The sequence below is a fragment of the Dickeya poaceiphila genome (assembly GCF_007858975.2).
In the GTDB taxonomy this organism is placed as follows: Bacteria; Pseudomonadota; Gammaproteobacteria; order Enterobacterales; family Enterobacteriaceae; genus Dickeya; species Dickeya poaceiphila.
Genome location: NZ_CP042220.2, coordinates 882,657 through 904,915, shown reverse-complemented (window position 1 = coordinate 904,915; position 22,259 = coordinate 882,657). Strand labels below are relative to the sequence as shown.

The 22,259-nt window shown below is 55.0% G+C and carries 16 protein-coding genes; 5 read left to right on the top strand and 11 right to left on the bottom strand.

The genetic code is table 11. From position 1 onward, the window contains the following. Positions 1-161 precede the first annotated feature (161 nt). The 6 genes from Dpoa569_RS03985 to Dpoa569_RS03960 form a co-directional block, all read right to left on the bottom strand. Positions 162-1,304, bottom strand: coding sequence for a glycerate kinase (locus tag Dpoa569_RS03985; protein WP_042872487.1), 1,143 nt, complete (start codon positions 1,302-1,304; stop codon positions 162-164). Positions 1,305-1,408: 104 nt separating this feature from the next. Further along, positions 1,409-2,299 (bottom strand): 2-hydroxy-3-oxopropionate reductase, encoded by an 891-nt coding sequence (garR, locus tag Dpoa569_RS03980; protein WP_173024017.1) that lies wholly within the window; start codon positions 2,297-2,299, stop codon positions 1,409-1,411. 68 nt (positions 2,300-2,367) lie between these two features. Then, positions 2,368-3,138 (bottom strand): 2-dehydro-3-deoxyglucarate aldolase, encoded by a 771-nt coding sequence (garL, locus tag Dpoa569_RS03975; RefSeq protein ID WP_042872491.1) that lies wholly within the window; start codon positions 3,136-3,138, stop codon positions 2,368-2,370. An 86-nt stretch (positions 3,139-3,224) separates the two neighbouring features. Beyond that, complete coding sequence (gene gudD / locus Dpoa569_RS03970) at positions 3,225-4,565, bottom strand: glucarate dehydratase (protein WP_042872494.1); 1,341 nt, start codon at positions 4,563-4,565, stop codon at positions 3,225-3,227. Between the two features lie 15 nt (positions 4,566-4,580). Next, complete coding sequence (locus Dpoa569_RS03965) at positions 4,581-5,942, bottom strand: enolase C-terminal domain-like protein (protein ID WP_042872496.1); 1,362 nt, start codon at positions 5,940-5,942, stop codon at positions 4,581-4,583. 20 nt (positions 5,943-5,962) lie between these two features. Then, positions 5,963-7,315: an MFS transporter gene (locus tag Dpoa569_RS03960; RefSeq protein WP_146411075.1), complete on the bottom strand. Its 1,353-nt coding sequence runs from the start codon at positions 7,313-7,315 to the stop codon at positions 5,963-5,965. 542 nt (positions 7,316-7,857) lie between these two features. On the opposite strand from Dpoa569_RS03960, the gene garD reads away from it, so the two are divergent. The 4 genes from garD (at position 7,858) to Dpoa569_RS03940 (ending at position 12,976) form a co-directional block, all read left to right on the top strand. After that, complete coding sequence (garD, locus tag Dpoa569_RS03955) at positions 7,858-9,447, top strand: galactarate dehydratase (protein ID WP_128569773.1); 1,590 nt, start codon at positions 7,858-7,860, stop codon at positions 9,445-9,447. 862 nt (positions 9,448-10,309) lie between these two features. Beyond that, a complete protein-coding gene (locus Dpoa569_RS03950; protein ID WP_042872501.1) occupies positions 10,310-11,845 on the top strand; it encodes a methyl-accepting chemotaxis protein in 1,536 nt (511 codons plus the stop codon). 158 nt (positions 11,846-12,003) lie between these two features. Next, complete coding sequence (locus Dpoa569_RS03945) at positions 12,004-12,336, top strand: FlxA-like family protein (protein WP_042872503.1); 333 nt, start codon at positions 12,004-12,006, stop codon at positions 12,334-12,336. 277 nt (positions 12,337-12,613) lie between these two features. Further along, entirely contained in the window at positions 12,614-12,976 is a 363-nt protein-coding gene (locus Dpoa569_RS03940; protein WP_042872505.1) for a FlxA-like family protein, read from the top strand. 140 nt (positions 12,977-13,116) lie between these two features. On the opposite strand, the gene Dpoa569_RS03935 is transcribed toward Dpoa569_RS03940, so the two are convergent. The 5 genes from Dpoa569_RS03935 to Dpoa569_RS03915 all read right to left on the bottom strand — a co-directional run bounded on the left by Dpoa569_RS03935 (position 13,117) and on the right by Dpoa569_RS03915 (position 21,219). Then, entirely contained in the window at positions 13,117-13,338 is a 222-nt protein-coding gene (locus Dpoa569_RS03935; RefSeq protein WP_042872507.1) for a DUF3820 family protein, read from the bottom strand. 5 nt (positions 13,339-13,343) lie between these two features. Further along, positions 13,344-15,395 carry an NAD-dependent DNA ligase LigA gene (gene ligA, locus Dpoa569_RS03930; RefSeq protein ID WP_050569499.1) on the bottom strand — a complete coding sequence of 684 codons (2,052 nt, stop codon included), beginning with the start codon at positions 15,393-15,395 and terminating at the stop codon, positions 13,344-13,346. Between the two features lie 11 nt (positions 15,396-15,406). Continuing rightward, a complete protein-coding gene (hldE, locus tag Dpoa569_RS03925) occupies positions 15,407-16,834 on the bottom strand; it encodes a bifunctional D-glycero-beta-D-manno-heptose-7-phosphate kinase/D-glycero-beta-D-manno-heptose 1-phosphate adenylyltransferase HldE (protein ID WP_042872509.1) in 1,428 nt (475 codons plus the stop codon). A gap of 102 nt (positions 16,835-16,936) precedes the next feature. Next, positions 16,937-19,786: a bifunctional [glutamate--ammonia ligase]-adenylyl-L-tyrosine phosphorylase/[glutamate--ammonia-ligase] adenylyltransferase gene (glnE, locus tag Dpoa569_RS03920; RefSeq protein ID WP_042872511.1), complete on the bottom strand. Its 2,850-nt coding sequence runs from the start codon at positions 19,784-19,786 to the stop codon at positions 16,937-16,939. Between the two features lie 101 nt (positions 19,787-19,887). Next, complete coding sequence (locus Dpoa569_RS03915) at positions 19,888-21,219, bottom strand: CYTH domain-containing protein (protein WP_042872513.1); 1,332 nt, start codon at positions 21,217-21,219, stop codon at positions 19,888-19,890. Positions 21,220-21,535: 316 nt separating this feature from the next. Between Dpoa569_RS03915 and Dpoa569_RS03910 the strand changes: the two genes are divergently transcribed. Further along, positions 21,536-22,156: a TIGR04211 family SH3 domain-containing protein gene (locus tag Dpoa569_RS03910; RefSeq protein ID WP_042872517.1), complete on the top strand. Its 621-nt coding sequence runs from the start codon at positions 21,536-21,538 to the stop codon at positions 22,154-22,156. Positions 22,157-22,259: the final 103 nt, after the last annotated feature.

Here is a 22,259-nt window from a genome sequence, read left to right as displayed (position 1 = left end):
TCAAAACATAAACCTGAAATTTCAGCCTTAAACGCCGTGTGGCGATGAAAAAACCAGCAATATCATCAGGCAGGCGGATGCACGCAAAGGCAGCGCCTGCCGGTTGGTGGGTCAGCCGTCATGCCGACGGACAGTCGTCATGCTGACAGAAAATAGCTTGATCAGGCCATCGCCTGCGCCAGTTTGATGGTGGCGGCAATATTGCGCGCCGTCATTCTTACGTTGTCGGCAGCGTTATCCAGTGCCTCCTCCAGCGAGCAGATGTTATAGAGCACGCTGAATACGGCATCAAGCCCATGGTCGTGTACCACGCCCACATCAGCCGTCAGGCTGCCGGCAATGCCGATCACCGGTTTGTGGTAACGTTTGGCGACAGACGCCACGCCAATCGGCACTTTGCCGTGGATGGTCTGGCTGTCGATACGGCCTTCGCCAGTGATCACCAGCGATGCGTCCCGGACCAGTTCATCCAGTCCCAACGCCTCGGTGACAATCTCAATACCGCGGCGTAATTCCGCGCCGCAGAACGCCAGCAACGCCGCACCCATGCCGCCAGCCGCGCCTGCGCCCGGCACCTGCTCGACATCGATGTCTAAATCGTGGCGTATGATCCCCGCATAATGCTGCAATGCCTGATCCAGCTGTTCCACCATCGCTTCACTCGCGCCTTTTTGCGGACCGAATACCGCGGACGCCCCCAGTCTGCCGGTCAGCGGATTGGTGACATCGCACGCCACCTCAAACCGACACTGCCGAACGCGTGGGTCCAGTGAGCAGGTATCAATGTGCGCCAGCCGCGCCAGCTCCGCGCCGCCAAACCCTATCGGCTGCCTGGCGTCATCCAGCAACTGTACGCCCAGCGCCTGCACCATCCCCGCACCGCCATCATTGGTGGCGCTACCGCCGATGCCGATAATGCAATGGCGAACGCCATGATCCAGCGCGCTGCGAATCAACTCGCCGGTGCCATAGCTGGTGGTCAACAGCGGATTACGCAGGTGCGGCGGCACACGCTCCAACCCACTGGCAGCCGCCATTTCGATGAACGCCGTTTTTTCATCCCCTGACAGCCCGAAAAAGGCGTCGATATCATCGCCTAGCGGACCGGTGACGTTCACTCTGATGATTTTACCGCGGGTTGCCGCCACCATGGCCTCCACGGTTCCCTCTCCCCCATCAGCGACCGGCAGTTTTACGTAGCTGGCCTCAGGGAATACTTCCCGGAAACCAGCCTCAATCTGCGTCGCCACTTCCTGGGCAGATAAGCTCTCTTTGTAAGAATCCGGTGCGATAACTATTTTCATAAACGACTCGCGTCATCAACTACCCGCGCTGCAGAACCGGCGCTAGTCAAAAATGTTCCGTCAACCGGGCGGCGATGCGCCTGACGCCGACGCCGCCCTATCGACTACCGAGTGACTTCCACTTTCGCCAGCTTCTCATAATAACGAGCCAGCGCACTGTGATCGGCACCACCCAGATCATCGGCTTTCAGCGCCTGCATCATTTCCATCACCGCAGCGGTCAGCGGCAGTTGTGCCCCGATGCCGTGAGAGGTATCCAGTGCGTTAGCCAAATCTTTAATGTGGAGATCGATACGGAAACCGGGTTTGAAGTTGCGGTCCATTACCATCGGCGCTTTGGCATCCAGCACGGTGCTGCCTGCCAGACCACCACGAATCGCCTGATATACCAGATCCGGATTCACGCCGGCTTTGGTTGCCAGCACCAGTGCTTCGGACATAGCAGCGATATTCAGCGCCACAATGACCTGATTTGCCAGCTTGGTAACGTTGCCTGCGCCGATATCACCAGTGTGCACCACCGAGCCGGCCATCGCCTTCATCACCTCATAGCAACGGTCAAACACCGCTTTATCGCCGCCCACCATCACCGACAAGGTACCGTCGATGGCTTTCGGCTCGCCGCCGCTGACCGGCGCGTCCAGCATATCGACGCTTTTTTCCGCCAATGCGGCAGCAATTTCACGGCTGGCCAGCGGCGCGATGGAACTCATGTCGATAACGACCGTACCTTTGCGTGCGCCTTCGATCACACCGTTTTCGCCCAGCACCACTTCTTTCACGTGAGGTGAGTTCGGCAGCATGGTAATGACGATATCGCTCTGTTCTGCAACCGCTTTCGGTGTGGCCGCCGAGGTGGCGCCCGTGGCAATCACTTCAGCAACTGCTTCGCTATTTCTGTCCAGCACCACCAATGAATAACCCGCTTTAATCAGGTTTTTACTCATCGGTTTTCCCATGATGCCCAGTCCAATAAAACCAATTTTCATTGCAATAACCTCGTTGTCCATTCAGTGACATGGTCAGATATGTTGATGGCCGATGCGGCCCTGATTCATCCGAATTACTTTTTAAATTTGTCGCACAATGCCTGCGTAGCGCCGCGGAACACACCCAGATCGCTACCGACCGCCACAAAACGCGCGCCCCATTCCAGATAACGACGGGCATCCGCTTCCACCGGCGCCAGAATGCCACTCGGTTTGCCGTGGGCAGCCGCACGTTCAAAAATGTGACGAATCACTTTCTGCACTTCCGGATGGTTAGGCTGGCCCAGGTACCCCAACGCCGCTGACAGGTCACCCGGACCGACGAAAATGCCATCAACGCCATCAACCGCAGCAATCGCATCCAGATTGTCCACCCCATCCTGGGTTTCTATCTGCACCAGCACAGTGATGTTGTCGTTAATGGTGGCAAAATAGTTCGGCTCGGTGCCGTAGGCATTGCTGCGATGACCGACCGACACGCCGCGAATACCCGCTGGCGGATAACGCGTTGACGCCACGGCGCGAACCGCCTCTTCTTCGGTTTCCACAAAAGGGATCAGGAAGTTGTAAAAACCGATATCCAGCAAACGCTTGATAATCACCGGCTCATTACAAGGCGGACGCACCACCGGCGCACTGTGGCTGCCTTTGAGCGCCATCAGTTGTGGAATAAAGGTGTTGATGTCGTTCGGCGCGTGCTCGCCGTCCAGTACCAGCCAGTCAAACCCTGCCAGCCCCAATACCTCGGTAGAAATCGGATTAGCCAGCGCACACCAGCAACCGATCAGGGTGTTTCCCTGGCGTAAATTCTGGCGAAATGGGTTAGGCAACAGTGGCGTCTTCATGTTTTGTCCTTACTCTTTACCGCACCGCCCCGGATGAAGCGGCACTCTTCATTAACGACCTACGATAATTAACCAACAACGATGGATTAACGAACCAGACAAGGGCGCTTGTTATCAAACGTCCAGTTAGGGATCAGGTACTGCATCCCAACGGCGTCGTTACGTGCGCCCAGCCCCATGTTTTTATACAGCTCATGGGCCTTCATCACCTGTTCCATATCCAGCTCGACGCCCAGTCCCGGTTTCTTCGGTACTTCGACCATACCGCCGACAATCTGCAACGGCGCTTTGGTCAGACGCTGGTTGCCCTCCTGCCAAATCCAGTGCGTATCAATGGCAGTAATACGGCCCGGCGCTGCCGCAGCCACGTGGGTGAACATCGCCAGTGAAATATCAAAGTGGTTATTGGAGTGAGAACCCCAGGTCAGGCCCCATTCATGGCACATCTGTGCTACGCGCACCGAACCCTGCATGGTCCAGAAGTGCGGGTCCGCCAGCGGGATATCCACCGATTGCAGGGAAATGGTGTGCCCCATCTGACGCCAGTCGGTGGCGATCATGTTGGTGGCAGTGGGCAGCCCGGTGGCGCGACGAAACTCGGCCATCACTTCACGGCCAGAAAAACCCTGCTCAGCGCCGCATGGGTCCTCAGCGTAAGCCAGCACGCCACGCAGTTGTTTGCCCAGACGAATCGCCTCTTCCAGCGACCAGGCACCGTTCGGGTCGAGCGTAATGCGCGCTTGTGGGAAGCGTTTAGCCAGCGCGGTAACCGCTTCAGCCTCTTCGCTGCCCGCCAGCACGCCGCCTTTGAGTTTGAAATCGTTGAAGCCGTATTTCTCGTACGCGGCTTCTGCCAGACGCACCACCGTTTCCGGCGTCAGCGCTTCTTCGTGGCGCAGGCGATACCAGTCGCATTGCTCATCCGGCTGGCTCTGGTACGGCAGGTCAGTTTTGTTGCGATCACCGATGTAGAACAGATAACCGAGCATTTCTACCGCATCACGCTGCTGACCATCGCCTAACAACGCGGCCACCGGTACGTTCAGGAACTGCCCCAGCAAGTCCAGCATCGCGGCTTCAATGCCGGTCACCACATGAATGGTGGTGCGCAGGTCGAAGGTTTGCAGACCACGACCAGAGGCATCGCGGTCGGCAAACTGGTTGCGTACCGCCGTCATCACATTTTTATATTCACCCAGCGTTTTGCCGACCACCAGCGCAGCGGCATCTTCCAGCGTCTGACGAATTTTCTCACCGCCAGGAATTTCCCCCACACCGGTATGACCCGCGTTATCCTTGAGTATCACGATATTACGGGTGAAGTACGGCGCGTGCGCCCCGCTGAGGTTCAGCAACATGCTGTCGTGTCCGGCAACAGGAATCACCTGCATACTGGTAATAACCGGGGTGGAACTTTGCGACGTCATGGTAGTTTCCTTCTGTTAAAACGTTGAATTCTTAGGTAACTCACGTCCGAATACCGGGCGTTTGCGATCAAATGTCCAGCCGGGGATCAGGTACTGCATCGCTGCGGCGTCATTGCGTGCGCCGCTCGGCAATTTCTTATGCAGTTCATGGGCTTTCATTACCTGTTCCATATCCAGCTCAATGCCAAGCCCCGGCCGTTCCGGCACCTTGATGTTGCCGTTAACGATTTGCAGCGGCTCTTTAGTCAGGTGCTGTCCTTCCTGCCAGATCCAGTGCGTGTCGATAGCGGTCGGCTTGCCGGGTGCCGCCGCGCCCACATGGGTGAACATCGCCAGCGAAATGTCGAAGTGGTTATTAGAGTGACAACCCCAGGTCAGGCCCCATTCGTCACACAGTTGCGCCACCCGCACCGCGCCGTGCATGGTCCAGAAATGCGGGTCCGCCAGCGGGATATCCACCGCCTGCAACATCACCGCGTGGTTCATCTCGCGCCAGTTGGTGGCAATCATGTTGGTGGCGACCGGCAGCCCGGTGGCACGGCGGAATTCCGCCATCACTTCACGGCCAGAGAAGCCCTGCTCCGCGCCACAGGGGTCTTCGGCGTAAGTCAGCACACCGTTCAGGCCTTTGCATAAGCGGATCGCTTCATCGAGCAACCAGGCTCCGTTCGGGTCTACCGTGATGCGGGCATCCGGGAAGCGCTTTTTCAACGCCTTCACGGTGTCGATTTCCAGTTCGCCCGGCAGCACGCCGCCTTTCAGCTTGAAGTCTTTAAAACCGTAGCGATCAGCCGCCGCTTCCGCCAGTCGCACCACGGCATCGCTGTTCATTGCCTGCTGGTGACGCAGGTGATACCACGGGTGTTTACCCTGTTCGCCTTCCAGATAAGGCAAATCGGTTTTAGTACGATCGCCGATATAGAACAGGTAGCCCAGTACCGTGACTTCATCACGCTGTTTACCCGGCCCCAGCAATTCGGCGACAGGCACATTCAGGTGCTGCCCCAGCAAGTCCAGCAGGGCGGCTTCCAATGCGGCGACAGCGTTGACCCGCAATTCGAATGTCCAGGCGCCTTTGCCGAACGAGTCGAAATCCGAAGACTGGTTGCCTTTGTGAACCTGATGTACCAGATGGTTCATACGCGCCACCTGTGCCCCTACCACCTGAGGGATCGCCGCCGTCAGCGTGTTGTAAATCACCTCGCCGCCCGGCGCCTCTCCCACGCCGGTGTGGCCGGCGTTATCTGTCAACATCACGATATTGCGGGTGAAATAGGCCCCGTGAGCACCGCCAATATTGAGCAACATGCTGTCATAACCCGCGACGGGGATGACTTTCATGCCGGTAATGACGGGGGTATCTTGCGTACTGTTCATGTGCTCGTCCTTACTTTTCATCACTGGGGTTTATAAGGTTTCAGTTCGATACGTTTGATGTCCTGCACGATGAACAGGAAGCTCAGGATAGCGACGAACGCATGAACGCCCACATATACCAGCCCGCCATTAAAGGAGCCGGTCACACCGACGATATAGCCGATGGCAATCGGCGTAACGATGCCGGAGATATTGCCGAACATATTGAACAGACCGCCGCTCAAGCCGCTGATTTCTTTCGGCGCGGTATCCGCCATCACCGCCCAGCCCAGCGCACCGATACCTTTACCGAAGAACGCCGCCGCCATCACCGCAATCACCACCCATTCCGTGGTGACGTAGTTACAAATCACCATCGACATGGACAGCAGCATTCCCAGCACAATCGGCGTTTTACGGGCAAGGGTGAGTGACTGGGTACGGCGCATCAGGTAATCGGAAATCACCCCGCCCAGCACGCCGCCGACAAATCCGCAAATGGCTGGGATCGACGCAACAAAACCGGCTTTCAGAATCGACATGCCGCGCGCCTGCACCAGATACACCGGGAACCAGGTAATAAAGAAGTAAGTCAGCGCATTGATGCAGTATTGACCGAGATAGACGCCCATCATCATGCGGGAAGTCAGCAACTGTTTAATCTGGTGCCATTTCTCGCCGCGAGCGACCGATTTTTTCGTCGCTAATGCATCCATATTGACCAGTGCGCCGCCCGCTTCGATGTACTCCAGTTCAGCCTTATTCACGCCGGGATGATCTTTCGGATCATGAATGACCTTCTGCCACAGGAAAGCGATGATGATGCCAAGCCCCCCCATAAACCAGAACACATGTGCCCAACCCACTTCATGCGTCAGCCAACCCATAATGGGCGCAAAGATAACGGTGGCGAAGTACTGTGCGGAGTTGAAAATGGCGACCGCGGTGCCACGCTCCTGCGCCGGGAACCAGGCCGCTACAATACGGCTGTTACCGGGGAAAGATGGGGATTCGCACAATCCCACCATGAAACGCAGCATAAACAACGAAATCACGATGGCTGAGCCGTGGAAAATATCTACAAACCCTTGCAGCAGGGTAAACAACGACCAGGAGAAGATGCTCCAGAAGTAGACGCGCTTGGAACCAAAGCGGTCTAGCAGCCAGCCGCCGGGAATTTGACCTATCACATAAGCCCAGGAAAATGCAGAGAAGATATAGCCCATGCCCACTGCATCAAGACCAATATCTTTGGACATGGCGGAACCGGCGATGGAAATCGTAGAGCGGTCGCCATAATTGAATGACGTGACGATAAACAGTATCACGACAATCCAGTAACGGGCGTTGGTTTTCTTTTGTAATACGCCGGCTGCTGTGCTGACGGTATTCATGATGAACTCCTACTTTTAGATAGCGGTTAGCTCATTCATTCCAAATAACCACACTTGCGTAGGGTTGAGTTACCAGAATGAAATCAAGAGTCGGTAATGGTTTGAAACTTGAGCAAAGAAAAAGCAGAACAGCAAAAATAAACCACGAGACCTCTTCGACTTCTGGGAGTGATTATAAAGGGCGCGTCTGCACGCCTCACTGGACAAGCGCCCAACAATCACCACTATCAACAACACGAGTTGCAGCAATCGCCCAATCATTTGGGAGTCATTTCACGAAAACACCGGCTTTTGCCACTTCAGTCACAAAGCGCGACGGTCAGAATTAAGGAGGGAATAAGTCAACGGACGGAATAATGTGACAGGTCTCACTGCCTATTGTTTCTTCGCCAGAGAAATTAAGCACAGCGCGTCAGGATGTCAGTCAATTGCATAATGCATAGCGGCAGAAAGCTCACCTATACTGATGCCGAGCAAAGTCATTATTAGCAGCGACAGTGAAAATAAACCGCACGTTATAGCTTTAACCAGCGTTATAACTCATGAAGGTTAGCGCCATGTCAGATAATACAACAACGGGTGTGGCCGATGAACGGCCGCTTTATATCAAGGTTCATGAGTCTGACAATGTTGCCATTGTCGTCAACAATAATGGTCTGAAAGCCGGTACCCGATTCAGTTGCGGTCTGGAACTGAAAGAACACGTACCGCAAGGCCACAAGGTCGCATTACGCGATATCGCCCTCGGAGCGCCTATCGTCCGTTATGGCGAAATCATCGGCTACGCCCTCAGGGACATCGTCCGCGGCAGTTGGATCGATGAATCGCTGGTGGAATTGCCCACGGCGCCGGCGCTGGAAACGCTGCCGCTGGCAACCAGGGTTCCGCCAACACTGCCGCCGCTGGAAGGGTATACCTTCGAAGGCTACCGTAATCCGGACGGTAGCGTCGGCACCAAAAACCTGCTCGGCATTACTACCAGCGTCCACTGCGTTGCCGGTGTGGTGGATTATGTCGTCAACCTGATAGAGCGTGACCTGCTGCCCCGTTATCCTAACGTAGACGGCGTAGTCGCACTGAACCATCTGTATGGCTGCGGTGTGGCGATCAATGCCCCAGCCGCCGTTGTGCCTATCCGCACCATCCACAATCTGGCGCTCAATCCGAATTTCGGCGGCGAAGTGCTGGTGGTCGGGCTGGGCTGCGAAAAACTCCAGCCAGAACGCCTGCTGCAAGGCACGCCGGATGTACAGGCCATTTCGCTGGACGATACCAGTATTGTGCGATTGCAAGATGAACACCATATCGGTTTCAAATCGATGGTGGACGATATTCTGGCTATGGCAGATAAGCATCTGCAACAGCTCAACCGCCGCGCGCGCGAAACGGTGCCGGCATCTGAACTGGTAGTCGGTATGCAATGTGGCGGCAGCGACGCGTTTTCCGGTGTGACCGCCAACCCGGCGGTAGGATTCGCGTCTGATCTGCTGGTGCGTTGCGGCGCTACGGTGATGTTTTCCGAAGTCACCGAAGTACGCGACGCCATTCATCTACTCACGCCACGTACCATCAATGAAGAGGTAGGGAAACGTCTGCTGGAAGAGATGGCCTGGTATGACGACTATCTGGACAGCGGCAAGACTGACCGCAGCGCTAACCCATCGCCCGGCAACAAAAAAGGTGGGCTGGCGAATGTGGTGGAAAAAGCCTTGGGGTCTATTGCTAAATCCGGCACCAGCGCCATCGTCGAAGTGCTGTCGCCAGGTCAACGTCCGACCAAACGCGGGCTGATTTACGCAGCCACGCCAGCCAGCGACTTTGTGTGCGGTACGCAGCAACTGGCTTCCGGCATCACTGTTCAGGTGTTCACCACCGGGCGCGGCACCCCTTACGGGCTGAAAGCGGTGCCGGTCATCAAGATGGCGACCCGCACGGCGCTCGCGGAACGCTGGCATGATCTGATGGATATCAACGCCGGCACCATCGCTACCGGCGAAGCAACCATTGAAGATGTGGGCTGGCAGTTATTCCGTTTTATTCTGGATATCGCTAGCGGCAGGAAAAAAACCTGGTCTGATCAATGGGGTTTACACAACGCACTGTCGGTGTTTAACCCGGCACCGGTTACCTGATACACGTATTATTCGTTAGCCACGCATTCGCCACTGGATGAAACATCCAGTGGCGAATGTTTTTACACTATTTTTCACCCGCCACTTTCCACCCATTACTGTTTAAAGCAATGACATTAATTCGACATATACCCGTCATACTTCAAGTTACAGGTGCGTTGGCTGCGCTCAGTCACCCGAATCACTTACCTGAGTAAGCTCATCGGGATTCCTTCCCTTGCCGCCTTCCTGAAACTCGAATTATTTAGGGTATATAACTCACGTGAATTTATTTTCGATAGAAAAATAACTTTCCGTCTCTTTTATTACATCATCATTTAATTTTATTTAATAAGTCGCCTTATTTCCTTCTATTTTTCAGAACGACATTCTTGTCAGCCATGTTAACAAAACGTTCTTATTGTAATGACATCATTAAGAAAAAACCGAACAATAATTAACAAATAAAGAGTAGTTAAAAAAAATGCTGTTCAAAAAATGATTTGATTGACAACACAAAGACCCAAAGCATAAATTCCCCACCTGAAAAAAAAGAATAAGTTTGCTCAGGGATGCTTTGCAATTTGAAGCGCCCTTTTTTCGTATCTTTTAACCTTGAGTTAAAAAATAAAAACGATGATTTAACACACCTCCAGACTCTACCCCATCAGGTGTAATGTCGCAGCCAGCATGGACATTGACAGCACGTCCCCCCCGAACGTACAGCGTGCGTGAGGATGTTGAGCACTGTCCTGCACTAAAATGGCAAGCAAAATAACCTTGTGGGATAAGTTCTGAATTTGTGTGATTAATCAGGCCGTGCTCACACCCTGGCCCTTCTCTACATCACTGACATAACTGACACACAGCATCGGGGTTTTCAATGCGGGTTAATACACCTATTACACAACAAGAATACCTGTTGGATGACGGCACTACATTAATGTCGACCACGGATGTTAAAAGCAACATCACTTATGCCAACTCCGCGTTTATTCGCGTCAGTGGATTTGATGAGCACGAACTGATGGGAACCCCCCACAATATTGTGCGTCATCCGGATATGCCCACCGAAGCCTTCGCCGACATGTGGTACACGCTGCAACAAGGCGACAGTTGGACCGGACTGGTCAAAAACCGTCGCAAAAACGGCGATCATTACTGGGTACGCGCTAACGTCACGCCGGTCTATCACCATAATCAACTCACCGGCTATATTTCGGTACGCAATACCCCCAAGGCAGAAGAAATTCGCGCTGTTGAACCGCTGTATGAAGCAGTACAGAATAAACAAGCTCGTCATCTAGGGTTTTACAAAGGGCTGGTAGTCCGAACCGGGCTGTTCTCGGTTTTGTCGCTATTCCAGCGGTTATCGGTACGCTGGCGCTTACGACTGGCCGTATTGCTCGGCGGTTTAATGCCGCTCGCTCTCATCCTGCTGGGCATTGGCACAACAACATCGATCATCTCGATTCTGCTGCTGATGGTAGTACTCGACCAGTTTCTGCAACAACAAATCGCCAATCCGCTGCGTTTGATCCTGGGTCAGGCACAACAGGTCGTATCTGGTCGCCGGGCAGACAGTATCCATCTCAACCGGGTGGATGAAGTTGGGCTGCTGTTACGGGTGGTCAACCAATTCGGCCTCAACCTGCATTCACTGGTGGATGATGTCAGCACACAGGTGGCTGGCATCAACAGCATCAGCCAACAACTGGCCGATGGCAACCATGATCTGAGCACACGCACCGAGGAAACCTCCGCCAATCTGCAGCAGACAGCAGCGGCTATCGAACAGATTACCGTAGCAGTACAACAAAGCGCAGACACCGCCACACAAGCCACCCAGATGGCGCAACATGCCAGCCAGTCCGCTGGCGAAGGCGGCGATATCATGGCCGAGGCCGTGGGTATGATGGAGTCTATTTCAAACGCCAGCCGCAAAATCGTCGATATCATCGGCGTTATCGACAGTATCGCCTTTCAGACCAACATTCTGGCACTCAATGCGGCGGTAGAAGCAGCGCGTGCCGGCGTAGAAGGGCGTGGTTTTGCCGTTGTGGCGGCGGAAGTTCGCAATCTGGCGCAGCATTCCGCGTCTGCTGCCCGCGAAATCAAAACCTTGATCGACGCCAACATGACCAGCGTTGAAACGGGTAGCGCACTGGTAGACAAAGCAGGCAAACATATTCAGGACATCGTCAACGATGTGCAGCAAGTGGCAAGCATGATCAGCGAGATCAGCAACGCCACCCGTGAGCAAACTGCAGCGTTGTCACTGATCAACGGTTCTATCGCCCAAATTGAGCAGATGACCGCCGGTAATACCGAGATGGTTGATCAATCAGCGGAATTCGCCACCAACCTCAGCAGACAGGCGGTGCGGCTAACCGACGCAATTAATGTTTATGGGAAATAATATCAGGCGTAAAGATACAATTTCTTACCCCATCACTCAGGACAAAGAGTAGCCAGAACGCACTTTTTGGTTAATAATCACTCATAATGTCGTGCCGGGTGCCGATAATAGAGATAGCAGGGATAGTCCCCTGCCCAGACTACTAATCAGGAGGATGTATGCTGAGTCCAATTACCAGCTCTGCGTTTGCAGTGATGCCGGTGCCAGCATCCACCAGCGTCGAAACCAACACGGAACAGAAGGTTTCTGAGCGTAATCTGCAAAACCTGAAAGCCGATGAGGCATCAGGTGAAAGCACCAAGAAGCAGCAGGAAACCACGATTAATGGACAGCAGCAATCGATGCAGGCTCAGATTGTTGTGATGCAGGGGCAGATTGCACAACTGCAAAACCAGCAGGTGCCGCCACCGCAAGAAAGCAAACCGATGATCAGACCGGTTGAAGGCGTTAACCGTCCGTCAGCTGAACATGCTATCGACATTTACATCTGATAGGTCAGTTCGCAAAACTCAGCCCACTGGCAACCCGGTGGGCTGTTTTTTCGGTAAGTAACAAAACAACAGCATAGCAATCCCTTATCTTTGCTGAGTACCCAACAGGGAAAGGCTAAAACACGTTGGCAGTTTGGTTGATATCTATCATCTGAGAAACCATTACCATCCGGACATATTTGTATCCACTTCGTCAGGAAATCGAAAAACCTATAAGGCTATCGCGGTGCGATGCCGATAACAGTGTAGCCATTATGGCTATTTTCAGGAGGAGTTTATGGCAGGTTCTATCGGCTCAGCAACATCGGCCGTTTCTGCATCATCAGGCAGCAGTAATAGCGCCAATGTTGATCAGCAGATTTCCCAGTTAAACAAGGAAATTCAATCGCTGACCAAACAAGCAACCAAGCTGACTCAGCAGATGACAGAAACAAAAACGGATGAAGAGCGCCAGTTGCTGGAGCAACAGCAAAAGATGATTCAGGCGCAAATCCAACAAATTCAGGCACAAATCCAACAGTTGCAACAGCAGAAAACACAACAGGCTCAGCAGTCAGGTGCCTCTGCAATTCAGTCGTCTACGCTCAAAGAAGGCGTCAACATGCCGACGGATGAAAACAGCGTTAATATTTACATCTAATTTTTTCGCTGTCTGAATATTGTCTGGTATGAATAAAAGCATCATGTATCCTGATGATTCATGATGCTTTTTTATTTGCTAAAAACGGTGTCAGCACCGGCGAATTGCCAGCACCATCAATACCTGTCAGGTTACTGATATCAAGGTGTTGGGCGGCGCAGCGGCTTCACCAGCCCTTGTAACCCTTCCATCTTGATAGTCAGCGTAATCTGCATCAATTCACCTAACCGCCCTGCCGGAAATTCGCCCTTGCGGGCGAACCACAAGAGGTACTCTTCCGGTAAGTCGATCAGCATACGGCCTTTATATTTGCCAAATGGCATCGGCGTATTGGCTATCGCCAGCAGATCCTCTTTTTGCATTACCTTTACCCCAGCAGACGCATCATCTCCGCTTCATCAATGACCTCAATACCCAGTTCCTGTGCTTTGGTCAGCTTGGAACCCGCCGCTTCGCCAGCGATGACCAGATTGGTTTTCTTCGACACACTGCCACTCACCTTCGCTCCTAGCGCCGTGAGGCGATCTTTGGCTTCATCACGAGACAGCACACTCAGCGAGCCAGTCAATACCACTGTTTTACCGGCAAACGGACTGTTTGACGCCTCAACATCCACTATTACCGGGTCTGGCCAGTGAATACCGACATCATCGCCAATCAATTCCTGAATCACCTGCTGATTGTGCGCCTCATCAAGAAAGTTGCGCACATGCGTCGCAACTACAATGCCGACATCCTGCACTTGTTGCAGCACTTCCAGATCGGCAGCTTGCAACGCGTCCAGCGTACCGAAATGCGCCGCCAGATTCGCCGCCGTCGCCTCACCCACATCCCGGATACCTAACGCATACAAGAAACGAGCAAACGTGGTGGACTTGGCTTTGCTCAGCGCATTCACCAGATTCTGCGCCGACTTCGGCCCCATGCGATCCAGTCGTGTAAGAATACCGATATCCAGACGAAACAAATCCGCGGGTGTCTTGACGTACTCTTTCTCTACCAACTGGTCGATGATCTTATCGCCCATGCCTTCGACATCCAGCGCACGACGAGAAACAAAGTGCTTCAGCGCTTCTTTACGCTGCGCGCCGCAGAACAGGCCGCCAGTACAGCGAGCAACGGCCTCGCCTTCGACCCTCTCCACATCAGACCCGCACACCGGGCATTGAGGCGGAAACACCACCGGGCGGGCATCCGCCGGGCGCTCAGACAGCACGACGCTCACTATCTGCGGAATCACGTCCCCTGCGCGACGAACGGCAACCCGATCGCCAATCTGAACCCCCAGACGTTCGATTTCATCCGCATTGTGCAGCGTGGCGTTACTCACCACCACGCCAGCGACGGTCACCGGCTCCAGCCGCGCCACCGGCGTAATCGCACCGGTACGGCCAACCTGAAACTCAACGTCTCGCAACCAGGTCAATTGCTCCTGAGCCGGAAACTTGAATGCCACCGCCCAGCGCGGCGCACGCGCCACAAAGCCCAGCCGCTCCTGCAACGCCAGCTCGTTGACTTTGATCACCACACCATCGATATCGAACCCCAGCGTTTCGCGCTCGTGCTCCACCTGACGGTAGAAGTCCAGCACCGCATCACTGCCGGTGCACAGACGAATGCGTTCACTGACCGGCAGCCCCCATTCACGGAACTGCATCAGCCGCTGCCAGTGGGTATCCGGCAGGGTTCCGCCTTCCACCACCCCAACGCCATAGCATAGGAAGGTCAAGGGGCGAGTGGCGGTGATACGTGGGTCCAACTGACGCAACGAACCGGCAGCAGCATTACGCGGGTTAGCGAATACCTTGCCGCCGGTACGACGCGCGTCCGCATTCAGGGCTTCGAACCCCTTGTGTTTCATGAACACTTCACCGCGTACTTCCAGCCGCGCTGGAATATTATCGCCGTGCAGACGTAACGGAATCGCGCCGATGGTACGAATATTGGCGGTAATATTCTCGCCGGTCGTGCCGTCGCCGCGTGTCGCGGCGCGTACCAGCACACCATTCTCATACAGCAGGCTGACCGCCAGCCCATCAAGCTTTAACTCGCAGCAAAACGTCAGTTCGCCATCGTTTTTCAACCGATCATTGATGCGCTTGCAGAATGCCAGAAAACTGGCCTCGTCAAAGACGTTATCCAGCGACAGCATCGGCACGTCATGCGCTACCGTATCAAACGCATCCAGCGGTGCGGCGCCGACTCGCTGGGTTGGTGAATCGGGCGTCACCAATTCAGGATGTGCCTGCTCCAACATTTTCAGCGCATTCATCAGGTTGTCGTATTCTGCGTCGGGAATTTCCGGCGCATCATCGACGTGGTATTTGTATTCGTGATAGCGCAGTTGGGCGCGCAGCGCCTCAATCTGCACCGAAACAGTAGCGATATCGTCAGCAGGCTTAGACTCATTTTCCAGCATAAGCGTGCCCGTTAATCTCTGGCTTTGATGGTGTTGATGATATTGGTGGTCGAACAACCGTCTTCAAAGTTTAGCACCCGCACCTCGCCGCCATTGGCCCAGACCTCTTTACTGCCGGCAATGTCTTCTGGCTTGTAGTCACCGCCCTTCACCAGAATATCCGGCAACACCTCGCTAATCAGGCGCTGTGGTGTGTCTTCTTCAAACGCCACCACCCAGTCCACCGCTTCCAGCGCACCCAGCACAATCATCCGTTGTGTCAACGGGTTAACCGGACGACTCGGCCCTTTCAGGCGTTTGGTGGAGTCATCACTATTTACCGCTACAATCAGGCGATCACCCAGACGGCGCGCATTAGCCAGATAGGAAACGTGCCCGGCGTGTAAAATATCAAAACACCCATTGGTCATGACGACCTTTTCGCCACGCTGACGCGCCAGCGCCACCGCACCTTTCAGTTGTGCTTCAGTCATCACGCCAAAACCGGTATCAGCACGACCACGAATAGCGTTTTCCAGCTCAATCGGCGTTACCGTGGAGGTACCGAGTTTTCCGACCACGACACCAGCCGCCGCGTTAGCGAGGAAGCAGGCTTCCTCCATCGGCTTGCCCGCCGCCAGCGCCGCCGCCAGCACGCCAATCACGGTATCGCCCGCACCGGTAACGTCATACACTTCCTGCGCCTGCGTCGGCAGGTGCAACGGCGCTTTGCCCGGTTGCAGCAGCGTCATCCCCTGCTCAGAGCGAGTCACCAGCAGTGCAGAGAGACTCAGCTCTGCCAGCAGTTTCATACCGCGTTCCACCAGATCATTTTCATCTTTACAGCGCCCGGCCACCGCTTCGAACTCCGACAGGTTTGGCGTCAGCAGCGTCGCACCGCGATAGCGGTTAAAATCGGTACCTTTCGGGTCAATCAACACCGGCACACCAGCCGCTCTGGCCGTCTGGATCATGGTCTGTACATGCACCAGTGCGCCTTTAGCGTAATCAGACAGCACCAACGCGCCGATCTTCGGCAATGCCTGCTGGATGCGGTCAATCATCGGCTGCGGATCGACACTGTCGAACCCTTCTTCAAAGTCGAGGCGGATCAGTTGCTGGTTGCGCGACAACACACGCAGCTTGGTAATGGTGGGATGAGTGGGAACGGAAACGAAGTCGCACTTGACGTTCACTTCGTTGAGTTTGGCGCTCAGGGCGCGGGCGGCATCATCAATACCGGTCAACCCCACCAAACGCGACCCTGCGCCCAGCGCGGCGATATTCATTGCCACGTTGGCCGCGCCGCCGGGACGTTCTTCGATGGTATCCACCTTAACCACCGGCACTGGCGCTTCCGGCGAAATACGGCTGGTTGGGCCGTACCAGTAGCGGTCCAGCATTACGTCACCCACAACCAGAACACCGGCGTGGCGAAAATCAGGTAGCGTTACTTTCATTCCCTGGCTCCAAAAACAGGTTCATTTTTAACGCGCGCTATACTATCACACTCAACTGCCACACTCACCGGGTAGCCAGCAGCGCCGATTGCGCAGCACGCCTCATTCCAGCCACTTCTTCCAACTCTGTTGTATCTGCTGCCGCTCATTGCTGAAACACGCCTGGCCGACCCGGCCAGGCAACTCCTGCAACGCCAAATGGTGGATTTCATCGCGCAAGGTAATGTAGGCCAGCCGTAGCGCCTCTGCCTCGTCGTCATCCATCACGCCATGACGAGCCAGCAATTCCAGAATACGCACGTTATCGGACCAGCGTGTCAACCGCGGCTCCTGCGCCGAGTAACGCAACACCAGATACTGCGCGATGAATTCGATATCGGTAATGCCGCCAGCATCGGCCTTGATGTCAAAACCCGCGTCTTTGCTGGCGTGATGCTGGCGCATCTTTTCCCGCATTTCCCGGACTTCAGTACGCAGCGCGTCACCGTCTCGCTCACGGCATAAAATTCGCTGTCGAATCTCTTCAAACTGCTGCTGAATAGCGGGTTCGCCATACACGACCCGCGCACGAACCAGCGCCTGATGTTCCCAGGTCCAGGCTTCGTTGCGCTGATAATCATCGAACGCCGCCACGGTGCTTACCAACATGCCCGCCGCTCCCGATGGACGTAAACGGGCATCGACCTCGTACAAAATGCCGGACGAGGTACGGGTGCTGAACAGATGCATCACACGCTGCGCCAGCCGCAAATAAAACTGACGACCATCGATGCTGCGTTCGCCATCCGTCACCACATTATCCGGACAATCAATCAGAAACACCAAATCAAGGTCGGAACTGTAGCCCAACTCCCAGCCGCCCAGCTTGCCGTACCCCACCACGGCGAATCCGCGCCCGGCTTGAGCGTGCAGATGAGCCGGCTGGCCGTAACGTGTGACCATCTGGTTCCACGCCTGCTGCACTACTGCAGCGATGATGGCTTCCGCCAGATAAGTTAAGTGATCGCTCACTTTCATCACGGGCAGCGCGCCGACAATATCTGCCGCAGCAATACGCAGATGCTGTGCCTGCTTGAACTGGCGCAATGCCTCCAGTTGTTGCTCTTCATCCTCTTCCGGCACCCGCATCAGGTATTGACGCAATTCATCGGTATAGGCATCCAGCGCGATGGGTTGATACAGACTAGCGGGGTCCAGTAACTCATCCAGCAGCAACGGGTAACGCGCCAGTTGACTGGCAATCATTGGAGATACGGCGCACAGCCGGATCAGTTGCGTCAGCGCCGGGCGCGACTCCAGCAACAGTTCCAGATAGGTGGTGCGGGTCACAATACCCAGCAACAGCGGCGTCAACCGCGCGACGATAACATCGGCATTAGCATGGTTGCAGGCTTGCGCCAGCAATGCCGGCATCAATTGGTCAAGCACATCGCGGCCACGCGGCCCGATAGTGCGACGGGATAAATCGGCACGAAAATCGGCCACCCGCGTCAGCAAACGCTCACATACTTCTGAAGTCAGTTCCGGTGACAACACCGACAGATCGGCACTCTCCAGACCATCCTGCCACAGACTGCCGTAATGGCTGTGCTCCGGGGTTTCGCTGCCATCAGGCGCATCATCGCCAATCAACTCATGGAACACCGCACGCACCGCCTGCATCTGCTGATGTAAGCGTTCACTTAGTTGCGACCAGTCGTCACAGCACATCCCCCACGCCAGCCGCGCCTGATTAAGCGCGTCTTCCGGCAGGGTTTGCGTTTGTTCATCGGCAATGGATTGCAGCAGGTTCTCCAGCCGACGTAAAAACAGATACGCCTCGCGCAACTGGGCTGCCTGCGCCGGGGTCAATAGCGCCAGCTCGCCCACCTGCTCCAGCGTCGGCAACAGAGAGCGCCCCTGCAACGCAGGCTCACGACCACCGCGAATCAGCTGAAATACCTGAGTGATGAACTCCACTTCGCGGATACCGCCCGCCCCCAGCTTGATATTATTGCGCAGGTCGCGCCGCCGCACTTCGCGGGCGATCATACTCTTCATGTTGCGCAGCGACTGAATAACGCTGAAATCGATGTAACGGCGAAACACGAATGGCCGTAACATGCGGATCAGCTCCTGGCTGTAATGGTCGTCATCGCCGCCCATCAACCGGGCTTTGACCATCGCATACCGTTCCCAGTCACGCCCTTGTTCCTGATAATAGTCTTCCAGCGCAGCAAAGCTCATCACCAACGGGCCACTGTCGCCAAATGGCCGCAGGCGCATGTCCACCCGATAAACAAAACCGTCCATCGTCGGCTGGTCCAACGCCTTGATCAGCCGCTGGCCGAGACGGGTGAAGAACTGGGCGTTATCCAGTTCGCGGCGGCCACCGCGGGTATGACCATTTTCCGGGTAGGCGAAAATCAAATCGATGTCCGAGGAAAAATTGAGTTCCCCGCCGCCCAGTTTTCCCATCCCCAAAATCAACAACGGCTGTGGTTCGCCCGCTTCATTACACGGCGTGCCCCACTCGCGGCAACAGGCGTCATACAGCCACTGACGGGCAGCGACGATCAGCGCCTCCGCCAGTACGCTCAATTGCTGCAATGTCTCGTCAGTAGTACTGAGCTGCAACCATTGCCCCCAGGCGATGCGTGTCAGAATGCGGCGGCGGAACAGCCGCAACGCCTTCATTAACGCGGCCTCATCGCTAACCTCGTTCAACGCCTGAGACAACCCATCGGCGTACTGTCGCCATTCTTCAGGCTGCGGGGGGGACTGGGTTATCTCCTGCCGCCATTGCGGACAACGTGCCAGTGACTCGCTGACAAATTCACTGCAAGCCAGCACTGCCGCAGCACTATCAGCCATCGGCGTTGGATCAGCCCCCAATAAGCGATCTATCTCGTGGCGTGCCTGCTCAGTAAGCGGTTCAGAGAGCGGAAATAATGATGCGGAATGACAGGTCATGGCGATATCCTTGCACAGCTGCCCCGTCAGGCAGCCCAATACGAGTTGAAGCGGAGAGCGACGGTTCCAGTACCGATGCCCCCGAATAGCGATAATCCGGACTATTGGCCGCTGTGCAGCCAGAACGGCGGCTGAGCGAGCGCCTGTTTACGGCAAAGCTCCAGAGCATTTGGTATGCCCTGGCCAACGGACAACGCCTCAATCAGTTGCATCAGTTCGCGCCATGGCTGCAGATAACGAATGGCTTCCGCTTGCGGATAGCTTCCCCCCAGCAGCAAAAAGGTATACACCCCACGCTGCAAGCGCGGCAATTGCTGGGTGTAATGCAAAGCATCCAGCGCATGACTGAATACGGCTTTTAATTCAGCCAACGCGCGGCTCATCATGATGTCGGCAAAACGCTTCCAGGAGCTTTGTAAGCGCATCAGTTCGCGGTTGTCCATGTAGCCGCGCCAGCCATGCCTTACCAGCCACGAGGTCAGAATCAGTTTGCCCTTCAGGTAATCGGCGCTATAGCAGAGCGTATCTGCCGCTTGCGTACGCTCGATACCCGCTTCAAGCTGGGTCAGCGCCGCACGAAACTCTGTGGTCACCTTGCGTGGCACCACGCCGCCTACCAGCACCAGCAATTCCCGCATCATGGCGCCAGCCTCCAGCAACGCCGGGCGTGCGGCGGCATCACCACGCACCCATAGCTCTTCATGGTACTGCCAATGGCTGAGCGCATGTTCCAGCCCGGCAGCAATCCCCTGATCGAGCGTCATTTTCGGCTCCACCGACAAAAACGTCAGTTCGCAGCGAGGCCGAACCGGATTACCTTTCGCCAGATGATAGCCGCGGGCCGCTTTACTCAGGCTCCCTTGCCGCAATCCACCAAGATCAGACAGTTCATTAGCAAACGCCAGCAGATCCTCAGTACGGCCATTTTTCAGCTCCAGCTCCAGTTCACACAACGGTTCAACCCATTCGCCAGCGCTGATTTGGCCCTGATCAAAAGCAATTTCAATCAGGCTTTGATGGTGAGACACCACCCAGGCTTCACGCTGAAAATCAGTGCTGAACAGCGGCTGCAACGCCTGAGCCAGCGCCTCAATGTCGCACCCTTCGGGCCAAATCTCCGCCGGCAACAGATGAAGATTCAAATGCGGCCCAGGCAGTTCCACGTTGTATTCCGGGTGTTGATGTAACCCACCCACGACTTTCCCCGCGGTTTTCACCGTCATCTCATAGCGGCCATTTTCGCCCCGGATGCGTAGCCCAATGCCATGCTGACGCAGGTATCCATCAGCCGTTTCGTAATAACTATTCGCCAGTTGATGGGTATGCAGATGGTTGCTGTGCCCCACATCGCTCTGCCAGTTTTTCAGCCCTTGTCTGATCGCCGCCACCGCGTCAGGGTGAACAATAAATTTTAATTCAATTTCTTCGCTCATCGTCTTGCACTACCAGATATTGCAGAAATGTCGCCAGTAAATAACATTTTATCGCAGGTTGCCACTGTTACGGCATGGCGGCGCGTTTACCCTGCGAAGGCGCTCGCAAAGCCTGTGCAATCGGTGTTCTTTCGCAGCGGAATACGCCTTGCCTTTTTCACCTCGAATTCACCATGAAGCGTTAAGCAACACATTGATTGCTCAATCAAGATTGAGTAATCAAGAGTAAGACTGTTCTCATTCAGGTTTAGTAACGTCATCGTCAGACTGGGCGCGCTAACTGCATAATCTCTGCGAACTTAATATATTGAATATGATGAATAAATTAACTTTACTCTTCACTGCCATCCTGGGGTTGTCCACTACCCTGGGTCTCCATGCGCAAGAAAAACGCTATATATCCGACGAGCTTGTCACCTACACCCGCAGTGGGCCGGGCAATCAATACCGTATCGTCGGCACCCTGAACGCGGGCGAAGCCGTCGAGCTTATCAGCACCGATGACAGCGCGGGTTACGCCCAGATTCGTGACGACAAAGGCCGCACCAGTTGGATTGCGCTTGATCAACTTCGTCAGACCCCCAGCCTGAAAACCCGTGTCCCGGAACTGGAGAATCAAGTCAAAAACCTGACGGACAAGCTCAACAACGTTGATCAGGACTGGAAACAGCGCACCGCCGACCTGCGCCAAAAAGTCGCTACCCATGACAGCACTGTCGAGGCGTTACAAAAAGAAAATCAGGTGCTGAAAACCCAACTGGACGTCGCGCAAAAAAAACTTGAAGTAGCCAACCTGCAACTGGACGACAAACAGCGCACGCTGATCATGCAGTGGTTCATGTACGGCGGCGGCGTGGCGGGTGCGGGTCTGGTGTTGGGTTTGCTGCTGCCGCACCTGTTGCCCCGACGCAAAAAGAATGATCGCTGGATGGGGTAATCCCTGAATGCCACATCACTGGTTGCCGCAATGCCCGATTATCTTCGCGGTCGCGTCTGAGATTGTGTTCGAGAGGATGTTCATCAACAATAACCAAAAGTAG

Excerpts from the sequence above, each read along its gene's own strand:
- Dpoa569_RS03915 (WP_042872513.1), bottom strand. The coding sequence starts at position 21,219 with ATGAGCGAAGAAATTGAATTAAAATTTATTGTTCACCCTGACGCGGTG.
- Dpoa569_RS03965 (WP_042872496.1), bottom strand. The coding sequence starts at position 5,942 with ATGAACAGTACGCAAGATACCCCCGTCATTACCGGCATGAAAGTCATC.
- Dpoa569_RS03985 (WP_042872487.1), bottom strand. The coding sequence starts at position 1,304 with ATGAAAATAGTTATCGCACCGGATTCTTACAAAGAGAGCTTATCTGCC.
- ligA (WP_050569499.1), bottom strand. The coding sequence starts at position 15,395 with ATGCTGGAAAATGAGTCTAAGCCTGCTGACGATATCGCTACTGTTTCG.
- glnE (WP_042872511.1), bottom strand. The coding sequence starts at position 19,786 with ATGACCTGTCATTCCGCATCATTATTTCCGCTCTCTGAACCGCTTACT.
- garL (WP_042872491.1), bottom strand. The coding sequence starts at position 3,138 with ATGAAGACGCCACTGTTGCCTAACCCATTTCGCCAGAATTTACGCCAG.
- Dpoa569_RS03945 (WP_042872503.1), top strand. The coding sequence starts at position 12,004 with ATGCTGAGTCCAATTACCAGCTCTGCGTTTGCAGTGATGCCGGTGCCA.
- gudD (WP_042872494.1), bottom strand. The coding sequence starts at position 4,565 with ATGACGTCGCAAAGTTCCACCCCGGTTATTACCAGTATGCAGGTGATT.
- Dpoa569_RS03960 (WP_146411075.1), bottom strand. The coding sequence starts at position 7,315 with ATGAATACCGTCAGCACAGCAGCCGGCGTATTACAAAAGAAAACCAAC.
- Dpoa569_RS03950 (WP_042872501.1), top strand. The coding sequence starts at position 10,310 with ATGCGGGTTAATACACCTATTACACAACAAGAATACCTGTTGGATGAC.
- hldE (WP_042872509.1), bottom strand. The coding sequence starts at position 16,834 with ATGAAAGTAACGCTACCTGATTTTCGCCACGCCGGTGTTCTGGTTGTG.
- Dpoa569_RS03910 (WP_042872517.1), top strand. The coding sequence starts at position 21,536 with ATGAATAAATTAACTTTACTCTTCACTGCCATCCTGGGGTTGTCCACT.
- Dpoa569_RS03935 (WP_042872507.1), bottom strand. The coding sequence starts at position 13,338 with ATGCAAAAAGAGGATCTGCTGGCGATAGCCAATACGCCGATGCCATTT.
- garD (WP_128569773.1), top strand. The coding sequence starts at position 7,858 with ATGAAGGTTAGCGCCATGTCAGATAATACAACAACGGGTGTGGCCGAT.
- Dpoa569_RS03940 (WP_042872505.1), top strand. The coding sequence starts at position 12,614 with ATGGCAGGTTCTATCGGCTCAGCAACATCGGCCGTTTCTGCATCATCA.